The 23953-nt window shown below is 60.3% G+C and carries 23 protein-coding genes; 13 read left to right on the forward strand and 10 right to left on the reverse strand.

The window, feature by feature from the left end; genetic code table 11:
* Nucleotides 1-8: 8 nt before the first annotated feature.
* The 4 genes from LCH65_RS16785 (at nt 9) to cfaB (ending at nt 5498) form a co-directional block, all read left to right on the forward strand.
* Nucleotides 9-1046, forward strand: a complete 1038-nt coding sequence (locus LCH65_RS16785; RefSeq protein ID WP_003432786.1) for a protease modulator HflC — start codon at nt 9-11, stop codon at nt 1044-1046.
* Entirely contained in the window at nt 1043-2113 is a 1071-nt protein-coding gene (locus tag LCH65_RS16790) for a protease modulator HflK (RefSeq protein ID WP_003367903.1), read from the forward strand. The genes LCH65_RS16785 and LCH65_RS16790 overlap by 4 nt, the downstream gene beginning before the upstream one ends.
* Nucleotides 2110-4074, forward strand: coding sequence for a heavy metal translocating P-type ATPase (locus LCH65_RS16795; RefSeq protein WP_226439643.1), 1965 nt, complete (start codon nt 2110-2112; stop codon nt 4072-4074). Before LCH65_RS16790 ends, LCH65_RS16795 begins: the two co-directional genes overlap by 4 nt.
* A gap of 236 nt (nt 4075-4310) precedes the next feature.
* Nucleotides 4311-5498: a C17 cyclopropane fatty acid synthase CfaB gene (gene cfaB / locus LCH65_RS16800; protein ID WP_226439644.1), complete on the forward strand. Its 1188-nt coding sequence runs from the start codon at nt 4311-4313 to the stop codon at nt 5496-5498.
* Between the two features lie 46 nt (nt 5499-5544).
* Here cfaB and cls read toward each other — a convergent pair whose 3' ends face one another.
* The gene (gene cls / locus LCH65_RS16805) at nt 5545-6984 is read right to left on the reverse strand and encodes a cardiolipin synthase (protein ID WP_054082260.1); all 1440 of its coding nucleotides are present in this window, start codon (nt 6982-6984) and stop codon (nt 5545-5547) included.
* A gap of 169 nt (nt 6985-7153) precedes the next feature.
* On the opposite strand from cls, the gene LCH65_RS16810 reads away from it, so the two are divergent.
* Together LCH65_RS16810 and LCH65_RS16815 are read left to right on the forward strand one after the other, a co-directional pair.
* Nucleotides 7154-7675: a DUF3617 domain-containing protein gene (locus LCH65_RS16810; protein WP_003367913.1), complete on the forward strand. Its 522-nt coding sequence runs from the start codon at nt 7154-7156 to the stop codon at nt 7673-7675.
* Between the two features lie 200 nt (nt 7676-7875).
* Complete coding sequence (locus tag LCH65_RS16815) at nt 7876-9102, forward strand: N-acetylmuramoyl-L-alanine amidase (protein WP_054082259.1); 1227 nt, start codon at nt 7876-7878, stop codon at nt 9100-9102.
* 5 nt (nt 9103-9107) lie between these two features.
* Here LCH65_RS16815 and LCH65_RS16820 read toward each other — a convergent pair whose 3' ends face one another.
* Nucleotides 9108-9491: a hypothetical protein gene (locus LCH65_RS16820; RefSeq protein WP_032609357.1), complete on the reverse strand. Its 384-nt coding sequence runs from the start codon at nt 9489-9491 to the stop codon at nt 9108-9110.
* A 140-nt stretch (nt 9492-9631) separates the two neighbouring features.
* Here LCH65_RS16820 and zigA point away from each other — a divergent pair, with 140 nt between their 5' ends.
* On the forward strand, nt 9632-10840 hold the full coding sequence (gene zigA / locus LCH65_RS16825; protein WP_054082258.1) for a zinc metallochaperone GTPase ZigA: 1209 nt from the start codon (nt 9632-9634) through the stop codon (nt 10838-10840).
* On the forward strand, nt 10840-11490 hold the full coding sequence (locus LCH65_RS16830) for a DUF1826 domain-containing protein (protein WP_054082257.1): 651 nt from the start codon (nt 10840-10842) through the stop codon (nt 11488-11490). The genes zigA and LCH65_RS16830 overlap by 1 nt, the downstream gene beginning before the upstream one ends.
* A 3-nt stretch (nt 11491-11493) precedes the next feature.
* On the opposite strand, the gene LCH65_RS16835 is transcribed toward LCH65_RS16830, so the two are convergent.
* Complete coding sequence (locus LCH65_RS16835) at nt 11494-11868, reverse strand: hypothetical protein (protein ID WP_003367925.1); 375 nt, start codon at nt 11866-11868, stop codon at nt 11494-11496.
* 52 nt (nt 11869-11920) lie between these two features.
* Here LCH65_RS16835 and LCH65_RS16840 point away from each other — a divergent pair, with 52 nt between their 5' ends.
* Nucleotides 11921-12892, forward strand: a complete 972-nt coding sequence (locus LCH65_RS16840; protein WP_122241471.1) for a CobW family GTP-binding protein — start codon at nt 11921-11923, stop codon at nt 12890-12892.
* Between the two features lie 135 nt (nt 12893-13027).
* Here LCH65_RS16840 and LCH65_RS16845 read toward each other — a convergent pair whose 3' ends face one another.
* Entirely contained in the window at nt 13028-13420 is a 393-nt protein-coding gene (locus LCH65_RS16845) for a DUF3301 domain-containing protein (protein WP_003367929.1), read from the reverse strand.
* A 118-nt stretch (nt 13421-13538) separates the two neighbouring features.
* Here LCH65_RS16845 and pdxY point away from each other — a divergent pair, with 118 nt between their 5' ends.
* Entirely contained in the window at nt 13539-14405 is an 867-nt protein-coding gene (gene pdxY / locus LCH65_RS16850) for a pyridoxal kinase PdxY (RefSeq protein ID WP_054082256.1), read from the forward strand.
* A 46-nt stretch (nt 14406-14451) separates the two neighbouring features.
* Here the strand turns inward: pdxY and LCH65_RS16855 are convergent, their stop codons facing one another.
* The gene (locus LCH65_RS16855) at nt 14452-14937 is read right to left on the reverse strand and encodes an acyl-CoA thioesterase (protein ID WP_003367933.1); all 486 of its coding nucleotides are present in this window, start codon (nt 14935-14937) and stop codon (nt 14452-14454) included.
* Between the two features lie 291 nt (nt 14938-15228).
* Between LCH65_RS16855 and LCH65_RS16860 the strand changes: the two genes are divergently transcribed.
* Nucleotides 15229-16992, forward strand: coding sequence for a cation:proton antiporter (locus tag LCH65_RS16860; RefSeq protein ID WP_226439645.1), 1764 nt, complete (start codon nt 15229-15231; stop codon nt 16990-16992).
* A 38-nt stretch (nt 16993-17030) separates the two neighbouring features.
* Here the strand turns inward: LCH65_RS16860 and LCH65_RS16865 are convergent, their stop codons facing one another.
* The 3 genes from LCH65_RS16865 to uvrD form a co-directional block, all read right to left on the reverse strand.
* On the reverse strand, nt 17031-17438 hold the full coding sequence (locus LCH65_RS16865) for an SMI1/KNR4 family protein (protein WP_003316056.1): 408 nt from the start codon (nt 17436-17438) through the stop codon (nt 17031-17033).
* 130 nt (nt 17439-17568) lie between these two features.
* Nucleotides 17569-18411, reverse strand: coding sequence for a Tim44 domain-containing protein (locus tag LCH65_RS16870; protein ID WP_003432820.1), 843 nt, complete (start codon nt 18409-18411; stop codon nt 17569-17571).
* Nucleotides 18412-18613: 202 nt separating this feature from the next.
* A complete protein-coding gene (uvrD, locus tag LCH65_RS16875; RefSeq protein WP_003367943.1) occupies nt 18614-20797 on the reverse strand; it encodes a DNA helicase II in 2184 nt (727 codons plus the stop codon).
* 307 nt (nt 20798-21104) lie between these two features.
* Here uvrD and hexR point away from each other — a divergent pair, with 307 nt between their 5' ends.
* Nucleotides 21105-21971, forward strand: a complete 867-nt coding sequence (hexR, locus tag LCH65_RS16880) for a transcriptional regulator HexR (RefSeq protein ID WP_003367945.1) — start codon at nt 21105-21107, stop codon at nt 21969-21971.
* Nucleotides 21972-22273: 302 nt separating this feature from the next.
* Here the strand turns inward: hexR and LCH65_RS16885 are convergent, their stop codons facing one another.
* Nucleotides 22274-22585 carry a hypothetical protein gene (locus tag LCH65_RS16885; RefSeq protein ID WP_003432821.1) on the reverse strand — a complete coding sequence of 104 codons (312 nt, stop codon included), beginning with the start codon at nt 22583-22585 and terminating at the stop codon, nt 22274-22276.
* 254 nt (nt 22586-22839) lie between these two features.
* On the opposite strand from LCH65_RS16885, the gene LCH65_RS16890 reads away from it, so the two are divergent.
* A complete protein-coding gene (locus LCH65_RS16890; RefSeq protein ID WP_003316061.1) occupies nt 22840-23025 on the forward strand; it encodes a hypothetical protein in 186 nt (61 codons plus the stop codon).
* On the opposite strand, the gene LCH65_RS16895 is transcribed toward LCH65_RS16890, so the two are convergent.
* A complete protein-coding gene (locus LCH65_RS16895) occupies nt 22979-23929 on the reverse strand; it encodes a LysR family transcriptional regulator (RefSeq protein WP_054082255.1) in 951 nt (316 codons plus the stop codon). The two genes, LCH65_RS16890 and LCH65_RS16895, sit on opposite strands and share 47 nt — an antisense overlap.
* Nucleotides 23930-23953 lie beyond the last annotated feature (24 nt).

Genomic DNA, 23953 nt, shown 5'->3' on the forward strand with positions numbered 1-23953 from the left:
GTCGTCCCTTGAGTCTGTTCCATCATCATCACGATCACGCCGACCACGATAGCCATGACAGTCACGGCCATGGCGGCCATGGTCATCACCACCATCATCATGGCGCGAGCGGCCCGGCAGCGTTTCCCTGGCGGCGGGCAAGCCTGGCTGCGGTGCTGATCGCGTTTGCGATTGCAGCAGCGAGCCTGGTGCAGGTGCGTTCGGGCGAGGCGACCGTCGTCACACGCTTCGGCAACCCGTCCCGCGTCCTGCTGGAGCCGGGCCTCAACTGGCGCTGGCCGGCACCGTTCGAGGCGACCATCCCGGTGGATCTGCGCCTGCGAACCACTTCCAGCGGTCTGCAGGACGTCGGTACCCGCGATGGCTTGCGCATCATCGTTCAGGCCTACGTGGCGTGGCAGGTGCAGGGCGACGCCGACAACGTGCAGCGCTTCATGCGCGCGGTACAGAACCAGCCCGACGAGGCGGCGCGGCAGATCCGTACCTTTGTCGGCTCGGCGCTGGAAACCACGGCGAGCAGTTTCGACCTCTCCAGCCTGGTGAATACCGACGCCAGCAAGGTGAATATCACTGCCTTCGAAAATCAGCTGCGCCAGCAGATCGATCAGCAACTGCTGGCGACTTATGGGGTGCGTGTCCTGCAGGTCGGCGTGGAGCGACTGACCCTGCCTTCGGTAACGCTCAACGCTACCGTGGACCGCATGCGCGCCGAACGCGAGACCATCGCCACCGAGCGAACCGCCGTGGGCAAGCGTGAGGCGGCGCAGATTCGTTCGGCCGCCGAGCGCGATGCACGGATTGTCGAAGCCGATGCCACGGTCAAGGCGGCCGATATCGAAGCACAGTCGCGGGTTGAAGCCGCGCAGATCTATGGCCGTGCCTATGCGGGCTCGCCGCAGCTCTACAACCTGCTGCGCTCGCTGGATACGCTGGGCACTATCGTGACGCCCGGCACCCGCCTGATACTGCGCACCGACGCGGCGCCGTTCCGCGTGCTGGTGGACGGCCCGCCGACGCTGGATGGCAAGAGCGGAACGCAGCCATGAGCCAGCCGGTCGACGAAGCCGTGGCGCAGCGCCCGCCGGTAAACAGCCCTTGGTTGCAGGCGAGCCGTCTGGCGTTTCTGGGGCTGTATGGCGTGACATTGCTCGCCGCGCTTGCCTGGGCGACGTCCAACATACGCCAGATCGATCCACAGAACCGCGCGGTGGTCATGCACTTCGGCGCGATCGAGCGGGTTCAGAACGCAGGGCTGCTGATCGCCTGGCCGCAGCCGTTCGAACAGGTGGTGCTGCTGCCTTCGGCTGATCGGGTGATAGAGCGGCGCGTGGAAACCCTGCTGCGTTCGCCTGCCGCGTTGAAAGCCGATGAAGTCGCGACCCTGTCGGCACCCATGAGCGATGCACTGGCAGGCTCCGGTTTTCTGCTGACTGGCGATGCCGGTGTGGTGCAACTGGACGTCACGGTGTTTTACAAAGTGACTGACCCCACTGCCTTCGTGTTGCAGGGCGAGCATGTATTGCCCGCGCTGGACCGGCTGGTCAATCGCAGCGCTGTGGCGCTGACGGCGGCGCGGGATCTGGACACCATTCTGGTTGCCCGTCCCGAGCTGATCGGTGCTGACAGCCAGGCCGCCGAGCGCCGTGAGCGGCTGCGTGGCGATCTGGTGCGCGGCATCAATCAGCGTCTGGCCGAGCTCAAGGCGACCGGCATGGGCATTGGTGTCGAGGTCGCTCGGGTGGATGTGCAGTCGAGCCTGCCGACCTCGGCGGTCAACGCGTTCAATGCTGTGCTGACGGCCAGTCAGCAGGCCGATCAGGCCGTGGCCAACGCGCGCACGGAGGCCGAAAAGCTGACCCAGACCGCCAATCAACAGGCCGACCGAACCCTGCAAGTGGCGCATGCACAGGCGTCCGAGCGTCTGGCCAAGGCGCAGTCGGCTACCGCAACCGTTGTCAGCCTCACCCAATCAGCCGAAACCCGCAGCGACCCCGGCCTGATGCAACGTCTCTACCGTGAACGCGTACCGGTCATTCTGCATCAGGCGGGTTCGGTGACCACGGTCGATCCCAAAGACGATTCCCGCCTGATCATTCAGGGAGCACCACAATGAGTGGCGAAGCCGTTCACACCCACGACGCTGGTCAACCGCAAGCGCCTGGCAGTCTGCTGAGCAGCGCAGAACAGCGCAGTGCCGCCCGGCAACTGACCCTCGCGATGCTGGCCTTGGGCTTGCTGGGATTGGGACTGGTCTGGCGGTTTTTCGCCCCGGAGCAGGCAGGTGTCAGCCAATTGCTGTTGGGCGCTGCGTCACTGTTGGTGGCGATACCGGTGATCAGCGCCGGCTGGCACAGCCTGCGGCATCCGAGCCTGCACGGCATCACCGATCAGTTGATCGCACTGGCGATGCTCGGTGCCTGGGCCACCGGTGACCTGATGACCGCCGCGTTGCTGCCGATCATCATGATCTTCGGTCATGTGCTGGAAGAGCGCAGCGTGATCGGCTCGCAGGAGGCCATCGAAGCGCTGGGACGCCTGACTCGTAGCCAGGCGCGTTTGCTCGGCGCCGACGGCAGCGTGCGCGAGGTCGACAACGCGACGCTCAAAGCCGGCGATCAGGTGGAAGTGCGGGCGGGCGACCGCGTTCCGGCGGACGGTCGGGTGCTGTCCGGGCAAGCCAGTCTGGATACGTCGTCGATCACTGGCGAATCGGTCCCGCTGGAAGCCAGTGTCGGGGTCGAGGTGTTCGGTGGCGCCATCAACCTCGACGGCCTGCTGCGCATCGAAGTGACCCGCATCGGCGATCAGTCGACGCTGGGCAAGGTCATCGCGCTGATGCAGAGCGCAGAGCGTTCCAAGCCGCCTATCACGCGTCTGCTGGAGCGCTACGCAGGCAGTTACATGGTGCTGGTCTTGTTGATCGCGGCGCTCACCTGGTTTATCACTCAGGATGCCCAGGCGATGCTGGCAGTACTGGTCGCAGCCTGTCCCTGTGCGCTGGTGCTTTCGGCCCCGGCCACCGCCATTGCAGGTATTGCGGTCGCGGCGCGGCACGGGATTCTGATCCGCAGTTCGGCGTTTCTTGAAGAACTGGCTGACCTCAACTCACTGGTTGTGGACAAGACCGGCACCCTGACCTATGGCCGTCTGCGTCTGCAGTCAGTGCAGGCTGACGGTTCGCAGCATCCACAATTGCTGGAGCTGGCTGCGAGCCTCGGGTCTGCCAGCAGTCACCCGGTGAGTCGGGCCTTGGCCGGGCTGGTGGATAATGCCCGACTGCTGCCGCTGACCGACACCCGTGAGCGCCAGGGCCTGGGTGTGGTGGCCTCGACCGGGCAGGGCGATGCAGCACTGGGCCGCCCGGAGTTGTTCGCACAGATGGGCATCGTCACGCCTGCTGTCCCTGCACACGACGGCCCGCTGGCCGGTCTGTCGCTGGACGGGGTTTTTCTGGCCTGGCTGCTGCTGGCCGACAGTGTCAAACCCGAAGCTCAGGCGGCGCTGCTGGAATTGCGCGGCCTGGGCCTGGGCCGACAATTGCTGTTGACCGGTGACCGGCAGAGCGTGGCCGACAATCTGGCGCAAGATATCGGCATCGCTGACGTTCAGGCGCAGGCGCTGCCTGAAGACAAACTCAACCGCGTCATGGGCGAGATCTCCAGTGGTTTCCGGCCAATGGTGGTCGGCGACGGGGTCAACGATTCGCTGGCCCTGAAGGCGGGCGTGGTCGGCGTGGCGATGGGCGCGGGTGGGGCGGATATCGCGCTGGCATCCGCCGACATCGTGCTGATCGGCAGCGATCTGCGCCGCCTGGGCACCTGTGTGCGACTCAGTCGCCAGTGCCGTCACACCTTGCAGGTCAACGTCATCATTGGGCTGGGCTGGACGCTGGCCATCGTGGCTCTTGCCGCCTTTGGTCTGCTTGGCGCTGCGGGCGCGATGGTCGCAGCTATCCTGCACAATCTAAGCACCCTGTTGGTATTGGGCAACGCCGGACGTTTGCTGCGCTTTCAGGAGCCATTGCTCAAGCTCGAAGACGTGGGTGTGCAACATCAGGTCTCACGCCTGCACTGATGATCAGTGCGTCAAACGGCTTGAGCTTTGACTAATTCTGTTACAGATTAAGCGCTGTGTTTCATTGTGTGATCCAAATTCAGGCTGACTCTCGGCTCGAATCAGAGGGCACAGGGCTGTTCCCCCGCAGTTGATTCATAGCAGTTTTGCCGTCGCCAATGCCTTTTCGGGCCCTTTTGCGGGGCCTTTGCTGGATTACTCTTTTTTGAGTTTCTGGATAAGGGGGTGATTTTGAAATGCTTACACAACTTCCAACGACCTTGCAGAATCTCCACCTGCCGTTGCGGCTCCGGCTCTGGGACGGTCATCAGATGGACCTCGGGCCTGCGCCCAGCGTCACGATAGTCGTCAAGGATCCGCAACTGGTCTCCGACTTCAGTCACCCCAGTCTGGGCCTGCTCGGCAGCGCGTTTGTGGAGGGGCGGCTGGAACTGGAGGGCTCCATCAGCGAAGTGGTCCGGGTCTGCGATGAACTGACCCACGCGCTGGTGGATGATGACGACAGCGCTGGCAATCCGATCCGGGTCGAGCATGACAAGGACACTGACGCGGCCTCGATTGCCTATCACTACGATGTCTCCAACGACTTCTACCAGCTCTGGCTCGACAGGGAGATGGTCTACTCCTGCGCGTATTTCAAGACCGGGGACGAATCGCTGGAGCAGGCGCAGCAGGATAAATTCCACCACCTGTGCCGCAAGTTGCGGCTCAAGCGTGGTGAATACCTGTTGGACGTCGGCTGCGGCTGGGGCGGGCTGGCGCGTTTTGCGGCTCGCGAATACGGCGTGAAGGTCTTTGGCATCACGTTGAGCCAGCAACAATTGGCACTGGCCCGCGAACGCGTGCAAGCCGAAGGTCTGCAGGAAAAGGTCGACCTGCAATTGCTCGACTACCGCGACCTGCCGCAGGATGCGCGCTTCGACAAAGTGGTCAGTGTCGGCATGTTCGAGCACGTCGGGCACGCCAACCTGCCGTTGTACGCGCAACGCCTGTTCGGCGCGGTGAAGGAGGGCGGTTTGGTGATGAATCACGGCATCACCGCGCGGCACACCGACGGTCGTCCTGTGGGGCGTGGTGCCGGGGAGTTCATTGACCGCTATGTTTTCCCCAATGGCGAGCTGCCGCACATGGCCATGATCAGCGCCCATATCAGCGAAGCCGGGCTTGAAGTGGTCGACGTGGAAAGCCTGCGCCCGCACTACGCGAAAACCCTGGAGCACTGGAGCGCACGACTGGAATCCCGGCTCGACGAAGCCGCGCGAATCGTACCCGAACAGACCCTGCGGATCTGGCGGCTATACCTCGCAGGCTGCGCCTATGGATTCACCAAGGGCTGGATCAACCTGCACCAGATACTCGCCGTGAAACCCTTCGCCGACGGCAACACCGGACTGCCACTGACGCGCGAGGATATTTATGGGTGAAGTCCCGCTCGTCTCTTCAAGACAGGCAGCGTAGTGCACAGAGGTCTCACAGAATCGGTGAAATCAGCCGCGCCACGCGCATACCCAGTTGATGCAGACGCCGTGTTTCGTGGCTTTCCTGCACGGAGATTTCACGGGCGAGGTTGAAGTCGGCGGTGAGCATGGATTCCACCTGGCTGGAGAAGTCGCTGTCGACCGTGAGCAGCATCAATTCGAAGTTGAGGCGGAACGAGCGGTTGTCGAGGTTCGCGCTGCCGATGGCGGTGATCTCGTTGTCGACCAGGACGACCTTCTGATGCAGGAAGCCCGGCTCGTAGCGGAACACTCGTACCCCGGCACGTACGGCGTCGAAGGCGTACAGACTTGAAGCGGCGTAGACCACGTAATGGTCGGGGCGCGACGGCAGCAGCAGGCGCACGTCCACGCCGCGCAACACTGCCAGGGTCAGCGCAGCGGTCACGGCTTCGTCAGGGATGAAGTAGGGGCTGGTGATCCACACGCGCTCTTCGGCTGCGTGGATGGCTTCAACGAAGAACAGCGAGCAGGTTTCCTGCGCGTCAGCCGGGCCGCTGGTCAACAGTTGGCAAAGCACACCGTCTTCGGGAAACTCATCAGGCAGGCTTAACGGAGGCAGTTCGCGGGTGGCCCAGAACCAGTCCTCGGCGAACGACTCCTGCAAGCAGGCGACCACCGGGCCGATGACTTGCACATGGGTGTCGCGCCATGGAGCCAGCGGCGGCTTCAGGCCCATGTACTCATCACCCACATTGTGACCGCCCATATAACCTTTCAGGCCATCGACAACGACGATCTTGCGGTGGTTGCGGAAGTTGATCTGAAAGCGATTGAGCCAGCCGCCACGTGTGGCGAAGGCTTTTATCTGCACGCCACCGTCGCGTAGCTTATCGATATAACTGCCTGGCAAGGCGTGGCTGCCGATGCGGTCGTACAGTACAAAGATCGCCACACCTTCTGCCGCTTTCTCCAGCAGCAGCGCTTGCAGCTCGCGCCCGAGTTTGTCGTCATGAATGATGAAGAACTGAATCAGGATGGTCTTCTTCGCTTCTCGGATAGCCTGAAAAATGGCTCCGAAGGTTTCCTCGCCATTGATCAGCAACTTGACCTTGTTGTTGGCCAGCGCCGGCATGTTGCCCAGCTTGGGCATTGCACGCAGCGCCGCATAGGCATCTGACCGACGCGCAGCCACGGCTTCTTCCATCCACGGCCGCCAGTTGAGGCTGCCGATCGCGATCCGCATTTCCTGGTTGGCCTGGCGACGCGCCTTGATGTACGCGTCGAATGAGCTTCGGCCGAACACCAGGTAAGGCAGCAGGGTGAAATAGGGAATGAACAGCAGCGGCATCGCCCAGGCAATCGCGCCTTGGGAGGTGCGCACAGTCAGCAACGCATGGATGGCGGCGCCTGTACCGAGTAAATGAATGAAACCCAGGACATAACCGAAAAAGTACGGGTCGTGATAATCCATGTGGAACAATGCTCCTCGCCTTTGCTGCCTAACAGACCACAGCTGAACAGGAATGTCGCTATTTAATTCCGGGTGCAACTGGGCGACATGTGTGCCGTCTAAGGTTTATCTTTTGGCTGGATTATTCCAGTCTCGTTTTCATCCGCAGTGCCTGATCAGGAATCTTGAAATGAACAAACGCATGTTGGCTTGGATGTTTTGTCTGGCGGCTCCTATGGCTCAGGCGCAGATGCTGCAACCGGGTTTGTGGGAGCTGACGTCCAGCAATATGAAAGTGGACGGACAACAGCTGCCGGACATGCAGTTGATGCTGGGACAGTTGCAGAATCTGCCGCCCGAGCAGCGTGCGATGATGGAACAGATGATGAAGAAGCAGGGCGTCACCCTTGGCGGCAAAGGCGTGAGGGCCTGCCTGACTCAGGCGCAGGTGCAGTCGGACGACATTCCGCTGACTGACCCGGCATCCGGATGCACGCAAAAGATTACTGCGCGCAACGGCAAGACCTGGAACTTCCAGTTCAGCTGCCCGAAAGCCAAGGGCACCGGACAGGCGCAGTTCCTGAGTGATCGCGAGTTCACCACCAACGTGGTGGGCACGTTCAATGCCACCGGGCAGCAACAGAACGGCAGCATGGACACCCGCGCGGTTTGGCTTGGGCCGCAATGTGGCAACGTCGCCCCGCGTACCTGATCAAATTCATAGAGTTATGTTCCACGTGGAACACGCTGCGCAGAGGTGATGATTTTTTGTCACCTCTGATGGTGTGGCAGGTAACTTAATCTTCATGAAGGACCTCATCTTTCGTCCGTAACTGCATGTTATATTGTTACTAATGATGTGGATGAACCCTTCGTGAGCCGGGATGCTCAATTTGCTCTTTGAGACGTTCCATGCACCGACGCCAAGTGTTGCTCAACATGCTGCTTGCCAGCGCGGCCCTGACGTTGCCGTTGGGTGCCTATGCCACGCAAATTCGTAACGCCCGCCTTTGGCGTACCAACGACAAGCTGCGACTGGTCCTCGACCTGAGCGGCCCGGTGCAATACAAGACTTTCACCCTGACAGCCCCCGACCGCCTGATCATCGACGTCAGCGGTTCGCGGCTGACCGGCGACTTCAGTCAGTTGGCGCTGGACCGTACCGTTATAAAATCGATTCGCTCCGGGCATTACGGCCAGGGTGACGACACACGTATCGTGCTGGACCTCACCGCACCGGTACAGCTCAACAGTTTCCTGCTCGGCCCGGAAGGCGGGCAGGGGCATCGGCTGGTCCTGGACATGAGTTCCACGGTCCATGCGCCGGTGCAGATGGCTGAGCTGCCGCCGCCGGTGCCTGTGCCAATCCCGACCAGCAAGGCGCACACCGGACGCGACATCATGGTGGTGGTCGATGCCGGTCATGGCGGCAAGGATCCTGGCGCTGTTGGTTCGCGGGGTGAACGCGAAAAAGATGTGGTGCTGTCCATCGCTCAGTTGCTGGCCAGACGTTTGAAGCGCGAGAAAGGCTTCGACGTACGTCTAGTGCGCAACGATGACTTTTTCGTACCGCTGCGCAAGCGCGTCGAGTTCGCGCACAAGTCCAACGCCGACATGTTCATCTCCGTGCACGCCGATGCTGCGCCTCGTCTGACGGCATCGGGTGCGTCGGTGTTTGCCCTTTCCGAAGGCGGAGCAACGTCGGCAACGGCGCGCTTCATGGCTCAGCGGGAAAACGGCGCGGACCTGCTGGGTGCCACGTCGTTGCTCAATCTGAAGGACAAGGACCCGATGCTCGCCGGGGTGATTCTCGACATGTCGATGAACGCCACTATTGCAGCCAGTCTGCAATTGGGCCACACCGTTCTGGGCAGTCTCGAAGGTATCACCACGCTGCATCAGAAGCGCGTTGAACAGGCCGGTTTCGCCGTTCTCAAATCACCCGATGTGCCGTCGATTCTGGTCGAGACCGGCTTCATCTCCAACAGCCGTGACAGCCAGCGCCTGGTCACTGCGCGTCATCAACAAGCCGTTGCCGATGGCCTGTTCGATGGCCTGCAGCGCTATTTTCAGCGTAACCCGCCAGTGGACTCGCACATGGCCTGGCTGCAGGCGCAGAAGCAGGAACTGCCGGTCTGATCGGCTCAGCGGCAGCCATTCAAGCGGCTGCAGGTGATCTTGCTGCGCGTGCCGCTTGAGCTGGATACCCGAGTGATGGTCGTCCAGCCCACACGCTGCACAGTGCCTGCCCAAGCCTCGCCATCAGAAGCCAACCCGGTAAAAAACGTCAATTGACCATAGCGGCTGTTGGTCTGCGCCCAGCGGCGCTTGTCGCGCACTTCGTATCCCTTCAACCAGGTCGTCGATCCGGCAGTGGCCACGCTGTAGCTATTGCCCTGCGCATCGCTGCACGCCAATACCGTCGCGCTACGCGTACAGGTGGCGAGGTCGGCGGAGGGGCTTGGAGGTGCAGCCATCACATGCGCGCTGATCAGCATCGCCATCAAACCTGTTGAAACCCGTCTCATGAAGATCCCTTCACCAAGGCCATAGCTATTTTTGGTTGTTATACTATAACATCCGGATGTGATTAGAGCTGGCTGCCTGAGGGATTCGTCGCAGCCGATATGAACAAGGTTCAAGCCTTGCAGCTGCCTGGAGAGTCCTGATGGCAAATCTTCTACCCGTTACCGTTTTGTCCGGTTTTCTCGGGGCCGGTAAAAGCACTTTACTCAATTATGTGCTGCGCAACCGTGAAAACCTGCGGGTTGCGGTGATCGTCAATGACATGAGCGAGATCAACATCGACGGCAGCGAAGTTCAGCGTGATGTCAGCCTGAACCGTGCCGAAGAAAAGCTGATCGAGATGAGCAATGGCTGCATCTGCTGCACCCTGCGCGAGGACCTGCTCGAAGAGGTCAGCCGTCTGGCTCAGGACGGTCGTTTTGATTACTTATTGATCGAATCCACAGGAATCTCCGAGCCGTTGCCCGTGGCTGAAACCTTCACCTTCCGCGACGAGGCCGGCAAAAGCCTGATGGACCTGGCGCGCCTGGACACCATGGTCACCGTAGTCGACGGCGTGAACTTCCTGCTCGATTACGAGGCGGCAGACGGTCTGTCCACACGCGGTGAAACCCTGGGTGAAGACGATGATCGCTCGATCACCGACCTGCTGATCGAGCAGATCGAGTTTGCCGACGTCATCCTGCTCAGCAAGATCGACCTGATCAGCTCCAGTGAGCGTGAAGAGCTGATGGCGATCCTCAAGCGCCTCAACCCGGAGGCCGAGATCGTACCGATGGTGATGGGCCAGGTGCCGTTGGCGACGATTCTCAACACCGGGCGTTTTGACTTCCAGCGCGCTTCCCAGGCACCGGGCTGGCTCAAGGAAATGCGTGGCGAACACACGCCGGAAACCGAAGAGTACGGCATAGCATCAACGGCCTATCGCGCTCGCCGACCGTTCCATCCGGAGCGCTTTTTCGATTTCATCAATCGTCCCTGGGGCAACGGCAAGCTGCTGCGCTCCAAAGGCTTCTTCTGGCTGGCCAGCAAATACAAGGACGCAGGCAGTTGGTCGCAGGCAGGCGGCTTGATGCGCCATGGCTTTGCCGGACGCTGGTGGCGTTTCGTGAACCGAGACAGCTGGCCCGAGGACAAGGAAAGCGTCAAATCCATTCTGGAGAACTGGTCGACTGAAACCGGCGACTGTCGGCAGGAACTGGTGTTCATCGGCCAGAACATCGATTTTGTGCGGCTGACCGCCGAGCTGGATAACTGCCTGCTCACTGATGCGGAGATGGAGGCGGGTGTCGAGCGTTGGCGTGCGCTGGCCGATCCGTTTGGCGATTGGTACGAAGAGGTGGCTGCCTGATGCTGGCTTATCGTTTTAAACCTGAAACCGCAGTCCGCCAGGCGCACGGTGATACGCCCGACGTGTTGAGCGAGATTCTGCAGGACGGCGTCAACCTTGCGCTCTGGCAGCGTCAATTGCCTGCACACATAGAGGACTTCGGCGCCTTGCTACTGTCGATGAACGAGCCTCTGGCCGAGTCCATGACCCTGGAAGTGCGGGGCGGCGAGGTCGAGCCTGACTTGAGCGCGCTGGCATCGGGCTACTCCGATCTGCTGGGCTATCAGGGGTTCGTTGCCGACGTTTCCTGGCTGGTCGGCGCCTATGCCTGTCTGCTGGGTGCCGAGTGCGTTGGCCTGCGTTTGCGGGTGCTCGACAAGGCCATGTGCCCGCGCTTCCATGTCGATCATGTGCCGGTACGTCTTATCACCACTTATGGCGGGGTTGGCAGTCAATGGCTGCATGAAGGGGTGATGGACCGTAAACAACTGGGGTGTCTGGACGCCGAGCCGACGGATGCTGCCCGTATCCAGCAGATCAACAGCGGTGAAGTGGCGCTGCTCAAGGGCGAACGCTGGCACGGCAATGAAGGTTTTGGCCTGATCCATCGCTCGCCGCAACTGCTGCGCAACGAGCGCAGGTTGATTCTGACGCTGGACTGGCTGGCTTGAAGATCAGTCAGGAGTTATCCACTGCCCCTTGCTCTGGCCTTCGCAGAAAGGCTTGAGGTACAGCGCGTCACCGGCGACGCCGTAATAGTGGATATGCTCGCGATACGGCATATTGGCAACCTGCGCATTGCGGCAGACACCGAAGGCGCCTGCCGGGCACTGTTGCGAGTAAGTGGTCTCGGTCTTCTGCCCGGCCAGTTGCGGCTGGCAGAAGCTGTCGTGAAACAGGTTTGCCGGGATGTTGATATTTTCCTGGCAGACCTTCACGTCGAGCCTTTCGGCCTGGCTGTGGACCAGACACGCTTCGGCCCACGCCGAACCGGAAGACACTGTCAGCAACATCAACACCAGGCGGGCAGGCAGCCGCATTACTTGCATCGTTATCCTTCCTTGCTCTTCAATGAACCACGCATTCGCCAAAAGTGATCTCATGCTGCAAAACATACCGACGCATGTCATCGGTGGCCCGCTGGGCGCCGGCAAGACCAGCCTGATCAAGCGCCTGCTGGCGCAGAAGCCTGCCCATGAGCGCTGGGCCATATTGATCAACGAATTCGGGCAGATCGGCCTGGACGCCGCGCTGCTGACCACGGATGCCGATGGTATCGCACTTGGCGAAGTGGCTGGCGGCTGCCTGTGTTGCGTCAATGGCGTGCCGTTCCAGATCGGCCTGGGGCGTTTATTGCGCAAGGCGCGGCCTGATCGTTTATTGATCGAGCCTTCAGGGCTGGGCCATCCCGCGCAACTTATGACGCAATTGGGCGAAGCGCCGTGGCGCGGCGTCCTGGATGTGCAGCCCGGCGTGGTGGTGCTGGACGCGCAGGCAATGCTCGCCGGACAGCCGTTGCCGAGTACTCAGCAGGAAGCGCTGGCACATGCCGGGCTGGTGGTCATGAACAAGTCCGAGCAACTGGATGATGTCTCTCGCCAGGCATTGGCCGAACAGTTGCTGCCACACGCCTTGATCTGGACCCGACATGGGGAGCTGCTTCTGAACCGTGTGCCAGGGTTTGCCAGCGGTACTGCTGTGGATAAACAGGCTGTGGATAAGCTGATGCTGCCCAACGGCGTCGGCCACTTGCCCGCGCTATGGACCGACCCGAAGGTGCCGATCTGTCTGAGTCAGGTCAGTGCCGACGGCTGGAGCATCGGCTGGCGCTGGCATCCCTCGCAGCGCTTCGATCTGCAGCGCATCCTGCACTGGCTGGAAAGCCTTGATTGGCGGCGGGCGAAGATGGTTATCCACAGCGAGGGCGGCTGGTATTCCGGCAACGTGGTTGATGGGGCTCCGCTGGCCTGGCAAGTCAGCGAATGGCGTCAGGACTCACGCCTTGAGTTGATCTTTGCCACCGCTCAGGATGTGGATAAGTTGCAGGCGCAGATGGCGGGATGCCTGGCGTGACAGCTGCCAGTTAATAACTGAAGGCAGGACGAAGAGCGTCCGGAACGGCATGCCAACGCAGAGCATTGGCACGATAGTCAAAGCGCACTTGTGTAAGGATGAGCGCTGAATCGCGGCAGCCAGCGTCGTGCTCGGCTACTGCTTCCATTTCTGATGCGATTGACGCCATTCGCTCATCTGAATAACTTCAGCGCTGGGCGGTGGTGTTTTGATTTCAAACGGGTAGGGTGCCAGTTCGATTTGCGCAGTGTGCGCGCCGAACAGGGTGATCGTGCCAGGGTGACGTTGCTCGCCGGTCACGGTGAACTCGAAGCCATACACGCGGGCCAGGCGTTTGCGGCCTTGAGCGTCGCGCGCGAAGGTCAGGCGGCGCAGGGCAACCGCGTCGTCCAGCAGTTGCAGCTCAAGGCGTTCGCAGTGCTGCTTGACGCGTGCCAGCGCTTTTTCGCGCAGACCATGGGCGTGCCACCACCAGGCCGCGGCGCTCGCGAACAGCATCAGCACGAAGATGTTTCCCAGGGTCAGCATGACGGAGTGCTCCAGCGTAGGAGTCGTCAGCTTAACTGTCCTGAGTGATTTACAGCCATACTGCGCGACTTATATTTCTCATTATTGCATTTGCATCGTGTTCAGGATTCCGCTCCCCATGAAACGTACGCCTCATTTGCTCGCTATCCAGTCCCATGTGGTATTCGGCCACGCCGGCAACAGCGCAGCGGTGTTCCCGATGCAGCGTATCGGGGTTAACGTCTGGCCGCTCAACACGGTCCAGTTCTCCAACCACACGCAATACAAGCAGTGGACCGGTGAAGTGCTGGCTCCGCAGCAGATTCCTGCGCTGATCGACGGGATTGCCGCCATTGGCGAGCTGGGCAACTGTGACGCGGTGCTGTCGGGGTATCTGGGCAGTGCGGCGCAGGGCAGGGCGATTCTGACCGGCGTGGCACGCATCAAGGCGGCCAATCCGAAGGCGCTGTACCTCTGCGACCCGGTGATGGGCCACCCTGAAAAAGGCTGCATCGTAGCGCCTGAAGTCAGTGACTTCCTGCTGCAGGAAGCGGCGGCCATGGCGGACTTCATGTGCCCCAATCAACTGGAGCTGGACAGCTTCTCGGGGCGCAAGCCCGAATCACTGCACGACTGCCTGGCGATGGCGCGGGCTTTGCTGGCGCGTGGCCCCAAAGCGGTGGTGGTGAAACACCTCGATTACCCCGGCAAGGCCGCCGATGGCTTTGAAATGCTGTTGGTCACCGCCGAGGCCAGCTGGCACCTGCGCCGCCCGTTACTGGCGTTTCCGCGTCAGCCGGTCGGCGTGGGTGATCTGACCTCCGGGTTGTTCCTGTCGCGTGTGCTGCTGGGCGACGATCTGGTTGCAGCATTCGAGTTCGCTGCGGCCGCCGTCCATGAGGTGCTGCTGGAAACCCAGGCCTGTGGCAGCTACGAGCTGGAACTGGTGCGCGCTCAGGATCGCATCGCGCACCCACGGGTAAAGTTCGAAGCCGTGCGTTTGTAAGCGCCATACCCTCAAAGGCTCGGGCATCGATGCCCGAGCCAGAAAATTACAACGCTTCTTCCTTGATCTCCTGATAACGCTTTTCCAGTTCCTGGCGGATCTGGCGGCGTTGCTGCGCCTGGATGAAACGCCGCTTGGCATCGGCCGATTCGGGCTCCAGGGGCGGCACGCTGGCGGGCTTGCGATTGTCGTCCACGGCAACCATGGTGAAGAAGCAGCTGTTGGAATGGCGTACCGACCGCTCGCGGATATTTTCGGTGACCACCTTGATGCCCACCTCCATGGACGTGTTGCCGGTGTAATTGACCGAGGCGAGAAAGGTCACCAGTTCGCCGACATGCACCGGCTCACGGAAAATCACCTGGTCTACCGACAGCGTCACCACGTAGCGTCCGGCGTAGCGGCTGGCACATGCATAGGCCACTTCGTCCAGGTACTTGAGCAGCGTGCCACCGTGTACGTTGCCAGAGAAGTTGGCCATGTCCGGGGTCATTAATACAGTCATCGACAGCTGGGCGTTTCCGGGTTCCATAGCGTACTCACACGGTCAAGGTGTTCAAGGGGCGCCTATGCTGGCGCTCAAGGGGCTTGTGACAGTTATCGGGACGCTGGCCAACAGGCGGCCGTCACGCGTCATAACTATCTGTTTCCATATATTGCACCGCCTTTATGTCGAAGGGGGCGGTGTTAACCTGCAAAAACCTGTGGATCGGGGTTTTTCCTGCGTCTTTATCGGATTTTAATGACGAAAAGGATGGCTGTCGCCCTGTAGGACACGGCGATATCGGTTTGCAACATCATCATCACAAGGAGCTTCGCCACCATGCATGCCATCAATTTCATTCAGGATCTGGCAGTGATCATGCTGGTGGCCGGCGTGGTAACCATTCTGTTCCATCGCCTCAGGCAGCCGGTGGTATTGGGGTATATCGTTGCCGGGTTCATCATCGGTCCGCACACTCCGCCGTTCAGTCTGATCCATGACGAAGAAACCATCAAAATTCTGGCCGAACTGGGGGTGATCTTCCTGATGTTCTGCCTGGGGCTGGAATTCAGCCTGCGTAAGCTGTTCAAGGTGGGCGCCACGGCGTTCATCGCGGCCTTTCTGGAAATTGCCCTGATGATCTGGATCGGTTACGAGATCGGGCAGTTCTTTGGCTGGAAAACCATGGACTCGCTGTTTCTCGGCGCGATTCTGGCGATCTCCTCCACCACCATCATCGTCAAGGCGCTCAACGACCTGAAGATGAAGAACCAGCGCTTTGCCCAGTTGATCTTCGGCGTGTTGATCGTGGAAGACATTCTCGGCATCGGCATCATCGCGCTGTTGTCCGGCATCGCTGTCAGCGGCTCGGTCAGTTCCGGGGAAGTGTTCTCCACCGTCGGCAAGCTGTCGCTGTTCATGATCGTGGCGCTGGTGGTCGGCATCCTCGTGGTGCCTCGATTGCTGTCCTATGTCGCCAGGTTCGAAAGCAACGAGATGCTGCTGATCACCGTGCTGGGCCTGTGTTTCGGCTTCTGTCTGCTGGTGGTCAAGCTGGAATACAGCATGGTACTGGGTGCCTTCCTGATCGGCGCAATCATGGCCGAGTCGCGTGAGCTGCTGAAGATCGAGCGCCTTATCGAGCCGGTTCGCGACATGTTCAGTGCCATCTTTTTCGCGGCCATCGGTTTGATGATCGATCCGGGCATCCTGCTGCAATACGCCTGGCCGATCGCCGTCATTACCGTTGCCGTGGTGCTGGGCAAGATGCTGTCCTGCGGTCTGGGTGCCTTTATCGCAGGCAACGATGGCCGTACCTCGCTGCGCGTGGGCATGGGACTGTCACAGATTGGCGAGTTTTCCTTCATCATCGCGGCGCTGGGCATGACCCTGCAGGTCACCAGCGACTTTCTGTACCCGGTGGCAGTCGCCGTGTCCGCCATCACCACCCTGCTGACACCGTATCTGATTCGCGGCGCAGACCCGTTGTCGCTCAAGCTGGCGGCGATCATGCCTCGGCGCGTTGCCCGGGTGTTCGGCATGTACGGCGAGTGGTTGCGCAGCATTCAGCCGCAAGGCCAGAGTGCAGTCCTTGCCGGTATGATCAGGCGGATTCTCTTGCAGGTCGGCGTCAACCTGGCGCTGGTGATGGCGATCTTTTTCAGCGGTGGCTATTTTGCCGAGCGTCTTGGCGGCTACATGAGCGAGTGGGTGGCCGATATCAGCCATCAGAAAGCCTGGATCTGCGGCGCGGCGCTGCTGCTGTCACTGCCGTTTCTGATTGCCGCTTATCGCAAGCTCAAGGCGCTGTCGATGCTGCTGGCCGAGATGGGGGTGAAACCCGAGATGGCGGGCCGGCATACCGTGCGCGTGCGCAAGGTCGTGGCCGAGGTGATTCCGCTGTTATCGCTGGTGGTGATTTTCGTGATGCTGGCGGCATTGTCGGCAAGCATTCTGCCGGCCAACGAACTGCTGCTGGTGGTTGGACTGATAGCCGCCCTGGTCGCCGCGTTGCTGTGGCGCTGGCTGATCCGCGTGCATACGCGGATGCAGATTGCGTTACTGGAAACACTGGGTAACCATCAAGAGAACTCCGGGCACTGAGGCCCGGAGATTCTTGAATACTGCGCAGCAGGGGTGTCTCAGCTTTCCAGCCAGACATCCCGAGCCCAGTGCCAGACCGATTCCCAGCTGTCTTCGGTAACCAGTTCTTCCTCGGCGGACCACAGCAGCACCGTGCCGTCTTCCTCGACGCAGTAATAATCGTCACCGTCCTGGCAGATCGGAATCAGCTCGCGCGGCACGCCCAGATCCCAGGCCGTGGCAGCCACGTCTGGCAGGTAGGTGTGCGACTGCGGGTCGGTCACCGTGACGGGTTCAAGGCTGCCATACACCACATCGCTGACTGTCAGGAGAAATTCCTTGAAGACAAACGGAATGTTGATGAACAGCTGTTCCTCGATCTCGACCAGTTGGTCTTCGTCAGGCAGCTCAAGCGGAACCGGAACCGGTTCATTTGCTTCACGCAGTTGTTCAATGACTTCTTCCACGACACAGATCCTCTCACTTGATGGCGCGGGTTATACAGTAGCGTAAAGCCTTTCTCAAAATAACTATCCGAACGGATAAACAAAAACCCCGGACATATCCGGGGTTCTGAACGCGAGAACGGGTTCTGGTTCAACCGTTCTGGCGAATTCCTGCCACCAGCCAGGGCTGGTTATCGCCTTGCGGGCGTTCCATGTTCCAGCTTTCGCTGAACACTTCGCCCTGGTCGAAACGCGAGGTCTTGGACACGCCCGAGAACGTCAGCGTGGCGATGGTCTTGTCGGCCCGGTCATCCACACCGTCCAGCTGGACATTGAGGTTCTCGATGTAAGTCGACTGGAAGCCGTCGCCCAGGTCCGCACGTTCCTTTTTCAGGAACTGCAGCATTTGCGGAGTGACGAACTCGGCAATCTTGTCCATTTCGTTGGCGTCCCAGTGCTGCTGCAGCGACTGGAAGTGGCCGCGAGCAGCGTCCAGGAAGCGCTGTTCATTGAACCAGGCCGGTGCGTTGATCACTGGCGCAGCGGAGGCCGGGGAAGAACTGCCGAAGATCGGGTTCTGCGCAGGCTGGCTGGTTTCACGCTGGTACGGCGCACCGGCAGCGGCCATTTTCGGCTGTTGCTGCTGACGACGACGCGCAATGAAGCGGAAGATCAGGAAGGCGATGAGGCCCATGATCAGGATGTCGAACAGTTGCAGGCCGTTGAAGCCGTCACCCATGAACATCGACGCGAGCAGGCCGCCGGCAGCGATACCGGCCAATGGGCCCAGCCAGCGCGAAGCACCGCTTGCCGCAGGGGCAGGACGGCCCGCAGCGTTGGGCGCTGCCGCAGGCGTGGAGGGGGCGGCCTGACGTGTCTGGTGCGTAGGCGCCGAGCCCATGCTCTTACCGCCACCGAAGCGCGCGGCGTTCACATCCAGGCTCATGGTGAGCCCGATGCACAGCGCCATCGCGATGCTTAGAAAACGTTGCATAAGGGTATTCCCGTTTTGTGATTGCACGCGCGCCATGTTGCACAGCGGATGGCGACATGACCAGCGCGTTAGTGTTTCGGACTTTTACATAAACAGCGTAGGACTTTTCTACGCGCTTCGTAAGATGTGTACGAGGATTATCGTTCCTCACGCTACGGCGTGGGAACGATAGTCATGGGCGCATGGACAATGATCGACCGGCCTACAACGGCACCAGCTTCGCGTAGCCCATCATCAGCCACTTGCTGCCCTCGGGGAAGTTGACCTGCACCCGGGCCTGGGCGCCAGCGCCTTCGAAGTTGAGGATCACGCCTTCGCCGAACACCGCATGCTGGACGCGCTGGCCCATGGTGAACTCGGTTTCCGGAATGCCGGTGCCGTTGAACAGGCTGCTGCTGTTGAATTTCGGCGTGCCACCGAACGGACGGTTGACGCTGTTGGACAGTCGGACTTCCTGAATCAGCGCAGGCGGAATCTCGCGTACGAAACGCGAGACCTTGTTGTAGGTTTCGCTGCCGTACAGGCGACGCGTTTCGGCGTAGGTCATCACCAGCTGTTTCATGGCCCGGGTGATACCGACGTAAGCCAGGCGCCGTTCCTCTTCAAGACGGCCCGGTTCCTCCAGACTCATCTTGTGCGGGAACAGCCCTTCCTCCATGCCCACCAGAAACACGTGCGGGAATTCCAGGCCCTTGGCGCTGTGCAGGGTCATCAGCTGAATACTGTCTTCATGCTCCTGCGCCTGGGTGTCGCCCGCTTCCAGCGAGGCATGCCCCAAAAACGCTGCCAGTGGCGTCAGGTCTTCTTCGCTTTCGTGATTCTCGAAAGCACGGGCCGCGCTGACCAGTTCCTCAAGGTTTTCTACTCGCGCCTGACCTTTCTCGCCTTTTTCCTGCTCGTGATAGGTAATCAGCCCGGACTGTTCGATCACCGTCTGGGTCATCAGGTGCAGCGGCATTTCCATGACCTTGGCCGCGAGGTTCTCGATCAGCTCGATGAACCCGCCCAAGGCAGTGGCGGCGCGTCCGGTCAGGCCCTTGTTGGCCACCAGCAGGCGCATGGCTTCCCACATTGAAACGTCGGCATGACGCGCATGTTCGCGAATCGCTTCGACGGTCTTTTCACCGATGCCGCGCGCCGGAACGTTGATCACCCGCTCCAGCGCCGCATCGTTGCCACGGCCTTCCAGCAAACGCATGTAGGCCATGGCGTTCTTGATTTCAGCGCGTTCGAAGAAGCGCTGTCCGCCATAGATGCGGTACGGAATACGCTCACGCAGCAGGGCTTCTTCGAGTACCCGCGACTGGGCGTTGGAGCGGTACAGAATGGCGATGTCGTTGCGCGAAATACCGGTTTTCAGCGCGCTCTCGATGGTCTCGACCACGTAACGCGCTTCATCGTGCTCGTTGAACGCGGCGTACAGATTGATCAGCTCGCCATCACCAACGTCGGTCCACAACTCCTTGCCCAGGCGACCACTGTTATTGATGATCAAGCCGTTGGCAGCCTTGAGAATGCTCGCCGTGGAGCGGTAGTTCTGCTCAAGGCGGATGACTTCGGTGTCCGGGAAGTCAGAGGAATACTGGTGGATGTTCTCGATCTTCGCGCCGCGCCAGCCGTAAATGGACTGATCGTCGTCGCCGACCACCATCAGGCTGTCACCGCCCTGAGCGAGCAGGCGCAGCCACGCGTACTGCACGGCGTTGGTGTCCTGGAACTCGTCCACCAGGACGTGACGGAAGCGGCGCTGATAATGCGCCAGCAAGCCCGGGTTATCGCGCCACAGGTCGAGTGCGCGCAGCAGCAGTTCGGAGAAGTCGATGACGCCGGCCCGCTGGCAGGCGATCTCGTAGGCTTCGTAGACGCTTTTCATGGTGGTCAGGAACAGGTCGCCGCTGGCCTGAATATGTTTCGGGCGCAGGCCTTCGTCTTTCTGACCATTGATGAACCACTGGGCCTGGCGTGCAGGCCAGCGTTGTTCGTCCAGACCCAACTCGCGCATCACGCGCTTTACCAGACGCTGCTGGTCATCGCTGTCGAGAATCTGGAAGGTCTGTACCAGCCCGGCTTCCTGCCAGTGCGCACGCAGCAAACGGTGGGCCAGCCCGTGGAAGGTGCCCACCCACATGCCAGCCGGGCTGATGCCCATCAGCTGCTCGATACGGTGGCGCATTTCGGCAGCCGCCTTGTTGGTGAACGTCACCGACAGGACCGAATGCGGGGAGGCTTGCTCGACCTGCATCAGCCATGCGATGCGATGCACCAGCACACGGGTTTTGCCGGAGCCAGCACCAGCCAGGACCAACTGACGACCCAGAGAGGCGGCTACGGCCTGACGTTGGGCATCGTTGAGGGAATTCAGAAGAAGAGAGAGATCATCGCGCATCAGCGCATTCTAGGGTGCCGCGCGATGACGGGCAAACCATGCTTTGCGTCAGGCAATAAAAATGGCGGGGCGCTGACGACCGGTCGTCGCCTGTTGCCGGGAGCGAATGCGTTGCGTCTACCTTTACCTGTGAGCAGGCAGTGTCTGACGGGCGATTCGGCTTAATGTAGGATTATTCCCACAATTGCCGCTGATAACGCCCGCACGGCACGTTCCAGCTTCGTTTAACTGGGCGGCTGGCGGGTCATGTAGTATAACTACAAGAAAGCTACAACCCAGCCCACCTCTCTTTTGCCGAGTCTGCCCCTTGAATCTGCTGCAACACATCGCCCAGTCACGTAATTTGCTGCGCAAATCGGAGCTCAAGGTAGCCGACCATGTGCTGCTCGACCCTGCGGCCGTGATGCACAGTTCCATGGCAGACCTGGCGCACAGCGTCGGTATCAGCGAGCCGACCATCGTGCGTTTCTGCCGCGCCATCGGTTGCACCGGGTTTCAGGACCTCAAGCTGAAGCTGGCGCAGAGCCTCGCGGCGGGCGCAAGTTTTGGGCAGTTCGCGATTCACGAAGACGATTCGGTCGCCGACTACAGCCTGAAGATTTTCGACACCACGCTGCACACGCTCATGGAAGTGCGCGAAAACCTCGACCCCCATGCGTTGCAATTGGCGGTCACGGCCATGGCCGGAGCCAATCGGGTCGAGTTCTACGGGTTTGGCGCGTCCGGTGCAGTAGCCGCTGATGCGCAGCACAAGTTCTTTCGTTTGCTGCTGACCGCTGCGGCGTATTCCGATCCGCACATGCAGGCGATGTCAGCCGTTACGCTCAAGCCGACCGATGTTGCGGTGTGCATTTCGCAGTCAGGGCGTTCGAAGGATCTGCTGATCACCGCCAATCTGGTCCGCGAGAGCGGCGCGACGCTGATCACCCTGTGCCCCAGTCAGACGCCGCTGGCCGAGCTGTCGTCGGTCAATCTGGCCATCGACGTGCATGAAGACACCGAAATCTACACGCCGCTGACTTCTCGCATTGCCCACCTGGTGGTCATTGATGTGCTGGCAATGGGCGTTGCAATGGCGCGCGGCCCCGGTCTGGTGAACCATCTCAAAAGCGTCAAACGCAGCCTGCGTGGTTTGCGCCTGTCGCCGAAGTCGATCAAGGCTCACGAAGATTGACGTCGTTTTCAATTTGAAAACGACGTCAAGAGTCCCGCCAATGACCTGCGGTTATTGGCAGGGGCCCGCGACTGGATTAATTGAGGTAATGAGTGAATTGCATCCTGCAGGGCCAGTTTCTATCGATTCGGCTCCCGAGATGCGGTAATTGTATACTTTTGGCGTTTTTTTCCGGCTATCACGTTACAAGAATTAACCAGACTGTCATGTGTCCGCTGCAGTCAGCTTGCGCAACGAAGAAAGCCCTCCCCGGAAACCCTGAGGCGTCTGGCGAGGGCTTTACTGAATCTGTTACTTGTTGATCACTGTATAACGGTCAGCTCATCGATGCTTACCAGCAACTCGTCGTCTTGATAGATACGGACGGAGGTGATGGATGCATCGCTGGGCTGGGCGTATACGGCGGGTGTCTCGCGCCCTGTCCACGGCCCCAGACCTGTCGCGTAGTAGTTGAGGTCCAGATTCAATTGGCCCGCTTCGCTCGGTATGTTGCGCAGACTCAGCCATGGGAGAGAGTGACTGGCGGATGTAGGCACCAGGCCAGCCACGGTCAGCGTATTAACTTCCGGCGTTCTGTCATCACGCGCGATCCAGTTTTTGTCTTTGGTCGTCATTGGGTAGCTCCTTGCTAGTAATTGTTTAATGAGTGAGTTGCTTTCAGCAGGGCAAGTTTGTGTGTGGCGCGTCAGCGAGCGGCAATACATATATATTTTTTGAAATTTTTTTGATGAGCGCTGAACGAAAGTTCATCGATCTGTCACCTGCGTGCCGTCTGATTGTCACTGTCACGCTCCATTCTGGTGCTCCCACAAAACGTATTGGGAGACAGGATATGGCTCGGCATTACGATGATTTACCTACCAGCACCGTGAAAACCCGCCGTCAGCAGGAAGATCAGCGTCGCATGGAGTTTCGTCGGGCAATTGAAAGCTACAGTGAGGCACGTCAGCTCAATCAGGAGCTGTGTGACTACATGGATGGCATGGATAACGCTGTCTGGCAGACGATCAAGTTGCCCGCGGTCGACCGTCGAAACGCTCGACAAGCTGGCTGATCTGCGCACGTTCGGTGCGGATGAACGCAAGAAACGCATGTGCCACGGGTGAAAGGCGTTTGTCCCCGGCCTGAGCCACGCACCAGCTTCGATACAGTGGCAACTCCGCCACGGGCAGCTCAATCAGGGCGCCTGTGGCGAGTTCCTGGCAGACCGCGTGTCGGGTCAGCATCGCCAGGCCCAGCCCGGCAACCACGCATTCACGTTGTGCTTCGCTGGAAGAGACTTCCAGCGTCTGCGTGAAGTGCACGCGCTTCTCCTTGAAGAACTCCTCGCAGGCCCGTCGCGTGCCCGATCCTGTTTCCCGGGTCAGCAACGGCCATGGCTCCAGGTCTTTCAGGTTCAGCGCCGTGCGGGTGCTCAGCGGATGGTCAGGCGGTGCCACGGCGACAATCGGGTTATTCAGGAACGGCAAGAACTCCAGGCCCATGTCCAGGGGCACTGCCGACATCACCACAAGATCATCGCGGTTATCCGCCAGGCGCCTGATGACTTGCGCGCGATTGACCACCATCAGGCTCAGGCTGACTTCCGGGTGCTGGCGCTTGAAGGCGGCGAACAGGTGGGGGATGAAGTACTTGCAGCTCGATTCGACTGCCAGCTTCAACTGGCCTTGCAGTGAGCCCTGCATATCGGAAAGCTGCATGTCCAGGCTTTCCAGGCGCCCGAAAATATCCCGGCTGGCCTGTTGCAGGGCTTGCGCCGCTTCGGTCAGGTAGAGCTTTTTGCTGACGTATTCGAACAGCGGCTGGCCGATCAGCTCTTCGAGCTGTCGAATCTGCAGGCTGACAGCGGGCTGTGTGAGCGACATTTCTTCAGCCGCACGGCTGTAGGAGCGCAGATCGCACACCTCATTGAAAATGCGCAACTGACGCAATGTCATACGCATCAATGACTTACGCATTTACAAACGCTCCACTATCCAACC

The sequence above is a fragment of the Pseudomonas sp. MWU16-30316 genome (assembly GCF_020515645.1).
GTDB classification, from domain to species: Bacteria; Pseudomonadota; Gammaproteobacteria; order Pseudomonadales; family Pseudomonadaceae; genus Aquipseudomonas; species Aquipseudomonas cerasi.

Bases quoted from the DNA above. Each gene is read 5' to 3' on its own strand.
- LCH65_RS16790 (WP_003367903.1), top strand. From the start codon at position 1,043: ATGAGCCAGCCGGTCGACGAAGCCGTGGCGCAGCGCCCGCCGGTAAAC.
- LCH65_RS16795 (WP_226439643.1), top strand. From the start codon at position 2,110: ATGAGTGGCGAAGCCGTTCACACCCACGACGCTGGTCAACCGCAAGCG.
- cfaB (WP_226439644.1), top strand. From the start codon at position 4,311: ATGCTTACACAACTTCCAACGACCTTGCAGAATCTCCACCTGCCGTTG.
- cls (WP_054082260.1), bottom strand. From the start codon at position 6,984: ATGGATTATCACGACCCGTACTTTTTCGGTTATGTCCTGGGTTTCATT.
- LCH65_RS16810 (WP_003367913.1), top strand. From the start codon at position 7,154: ATGAACAAACGCATGTTGGCTTGGATGTTTTGTCTGGCGGCTCCTATG.
- LCH65_RS16815 (WP_054082259.1), top strand. From the start codon at position 7,876: ATGCACCGACGCCAAGTGTTGCTCAACATGCTGCTTGCCAGCGCGGCC.
- LCH65_RS16820 (WP_032609357.1), bottom strand. From the start codon at position 9,491: ATGAGACGGGTTTCAACAGGTTTGATGGCGATGCTGATCAGCGCGCAT.
- zigA (WP_054082258.1), top strand. From the start codon at position 9,632: ATGGCAAATCTTCTACCCGTTACCGTTTTGTCCGGTTTTCTCGGGGCC.
- LCH65_RS16830 (WP_054082257.1), top strand. From the start codon at position 10,840: ATGCTGGCTTATCGTTTTAAACCTGAAACCGCAGTCCGCCAGGCGCAC.
- LCH65_RS16835 (WP_003367925.1), bottom strand. From the start codon at position 11,868: ATGCAAGTAATGCGGCTGCCTGCCCGCCTGGTGTTGATGTTGCTGACA.
- LCH65_RS16840 (WP_122241471.1), top strand. From the start codon at position 11,921: ATGCTGCAAAACATACCGACGCATGTCATCGGTGGCCCGCTGGGCGCC.
- LCH65_RS16845 (WP_003367929.1), bottom strand. From the start codon at position 13,420: ATGCTGACCCTGGGAAACATCTTCGTGCTGATGCTGTTCGCGAGCGCC.
- pdxY (WP_054082256.1), top strand. From the start codon at position 13,539: ATGAAACGTACGCCTCATTTGCTCGCTATCCAGTCCCATGTGGTATTC.
- LCH65_RS16855 (WP_003367933.1), bottom strand. From the start codon at position 14,937: ATGGAACCCGGAAACGCCCAGCTGTCGATGACTGTATTAATGACCCCG.
- LCH65_RS16860 (WP_226439645.1), top strand. From the start codon at position 15,229: ATGCATGCCATCAATTTCATTCAGGATCTGGCAGTGATCATGCTGGTG.
- LCH65_RS16870 (WP_003432820.1), bottom strand. From the start codon at position 18,411: ATGCAACGTTTTCTAAGCATCGCGATGGCGCTGTGCATCGGGCTCACC.
- uvrD (WP_003367943.1), bottom strand. From the start codon at position 20,797: ATGCGCGATGATCTCTCTCTTCTTCTGAATTCCCTCAACGATGCCCAA.
- LCH65_RS16885 (WP_003432821.1), bottom strand. From the start codon at position 22,585: ATGACGACCAAAGACAAAAACTGGATCGCGCGTGATGACAGAACGCCG.
- LCH65_RS16895 (WP_054082255.1), bottom strand. From the start codon at position 23,929: ATGCGTAAGTCATTGATGCGTATGACATTGCGTCAGTTGCGCATTTTC.